General features: G+C 72.3%; 1 protein-coding gene. It reads right to left on the reverse strand.

The window, feature by feature from the left end; genetic code table 11:
* Positions 1-2,112 (reverse strand): M36 family metallopeptidase (locus ACFFNX_RS48355; protein ID WP_378213182.1); only part of this gene is annotated, 2,112 nt, incomplete at both ends.

The following is a 2,112-nucleotide window of genomic DNA, read 5'->3' on the forward strand; positions in this document are numbered from 1 at the left end:
GTCGGCGACGGGCACCGCGCGCCCCTGGTAGTCGCCGACGAAGACGCGCGCACCCGGCACCGGGGCGCCGGAGTCGTCGGTCACGCCGAACCGCACCGTGGCGTTGCGGGCGGCCGGCGAGGCGAAGCCCGGCGTCGCGTCCGTGTCGGCGTTGGTGTCGCTGGCCGCGCCGTCGCCCATGCCGCGCTTGGCGAAGACGTCCCACATGAGGCCTTGGTCCGCGCCGCCGAACCGGATCTGGTCCGCGGCGAGCATCGCGTCACGCGCGTCCAGCATCGAGACGTTGCCGTTCGCCATGAGCAGCCAGCCGTCGTAGACGAGCTGGATCCACCGCCGGTCGCCCGGGCACCGCGTGACCGGCGTCCTGCCCTCAGCGCACGACTTGTTCAGCGCGACGTTCCCCGCGCCGTACCGGTGGATGAAGGCCTGGCGGAGGTCGTAGTTGACGCCGTTCCAGATCTCGCCGTCGGCGTGCACCTCGGGGCCGGTCAGGTCGAACCCGAGGTCGCCGTAGTTCAGCGGGTTCTTGGACAGGTCGTAGTCGCGGATGCCCCGCACGTCGTTGCCGGTGACGTACTGGCCGGTGACGAACGGCGACTGCCCGCGCGGCACCAGGTCGTTCGCCGCGAGGTACTCCATCGCGTCCAGGTCCGACCACGACTCGCCCATCGCGCCGGCCTGGAAACCGCTGAGCCCGCGGTCCGGCCCGGCCACCATCCGGTTGGAGATGGCGTGCGTGTACTCGTGCCCGATGACCGACATGTCGTAGTCGCCGTCGACGCAGGGGCTGTAGAAGGAGCCCGCGATCGACTGCCAGAGGTACATGTTGGTGGTCGGCGGGTTGCCGTCGGGCGGCGTGGCCTGGTTGGCGTTGTCCCGGATCAGCGTGCCGGGCACACGGGCGCCCGACTGGGAGTTGCCGTGCTCGGGGTCGGCGCCGAGGCCGCCCTTGCCGAAGTTGTCGTCCTGCAGGTTCCACGCGGTCTCGGTGAAGCCGAGGTGGTAGGAGAAGTCGTGCATGCGGTTGTGCATGGCGAGCAGGTTGGCGTCCGCCGCGTCGATGTCGTTCCGCTGCGGGCCGTCGAACGTGTCCGGCGCGCACTTGGACCGGTACCACTGGTTCGTCCAGGGGTAGGTGTACCGGCGGTCCGTACGCGGGCTGGCGAACCCGTCCAGGTTGAAGCCGCGGCCGGTGGCGTCGAGCCAGTCCTGCGCCGCCCACTCGTTGTTGCCGCGGGTGGTGTGCGTCGACTCGGTGGCGCTCACGCCGGGATCGACGTCCCAGGCGAGCGGGGTGGCCGGATCGGCGATCACGCGGTCGCAGCCCTTGGACTTGGTCTGGCACCAGGTCTCGCGGGTGTCCTTGGAGGAGTAGTCGGCCGGCGGGTTCTCCGGGAAGGCCTTCCACGCCGGGCCCTCGGAGTCGTCCGCGACGTTGTCCTCGCGGATGAGGACCTCGCCGGTACGGGCGTCGACGTAGCTGGTGTAGGACCGCGTGCCGTCCTGGCCGGTGTCGTTGACGGCCACCTCGTACGCGGTGCGCGCGCCGCCCTCGGGCATCGGCACCGCGACGAGCTTGGCGCTCTGCGTGCCGTTCAACTCGCCGGCCGAGAAGCGGTTCCAGCCGCCGGAGGAGCCCTGCGAGGTGACGGTGCCGCTCTTCAGGCCGACGTCGCGGCTCGCCTTCGCCAGTGCCTCGGCGGCGCCGAGCGTGGCCGGGGCGGGCGTGGAGACGTCCGGGGCGAGCGTGGAGCTGACCAGGTACACCTTGCCGCCGGCCACGCCGACCGCCGCGAGCCCGTCATAGCCGGCCGGCAGGTTCCCGAACCGCTCGCGGAACAGGACCGCCGAGCCCGCGCCGATCGGGTTGACGGCGACGACCTCGAGGGAGTCGACCGCCCTCTGGGTCAGCCCGAGCATCTCGTGCTGCTGGGACAGATAGGTACGCGCCGCGGTGGCCGGGTCGGCGGGCAGGCCGGTGGCCAGCGCCTTGTCGCGGGCGACGAGGTTGGCGGGCGTGCCGAGGGCGTTCCACCGGGCGTCGACCTGCTGCCTCGCCGCGAGGTCGCGCTGGTGGGCCGAGGGGGCGCGGTGCCCGGGGCGGGCATCGCT

The organism is Actinoallomurus acaciae (genome assembly GCF_042429965.1).
GTDB lineage: Bacteria > Actinomycetota > Actinomycetes > Streptosporangiales > Streptosporangiaceae > Actinoallomurus > Actinoallomurus acaciae.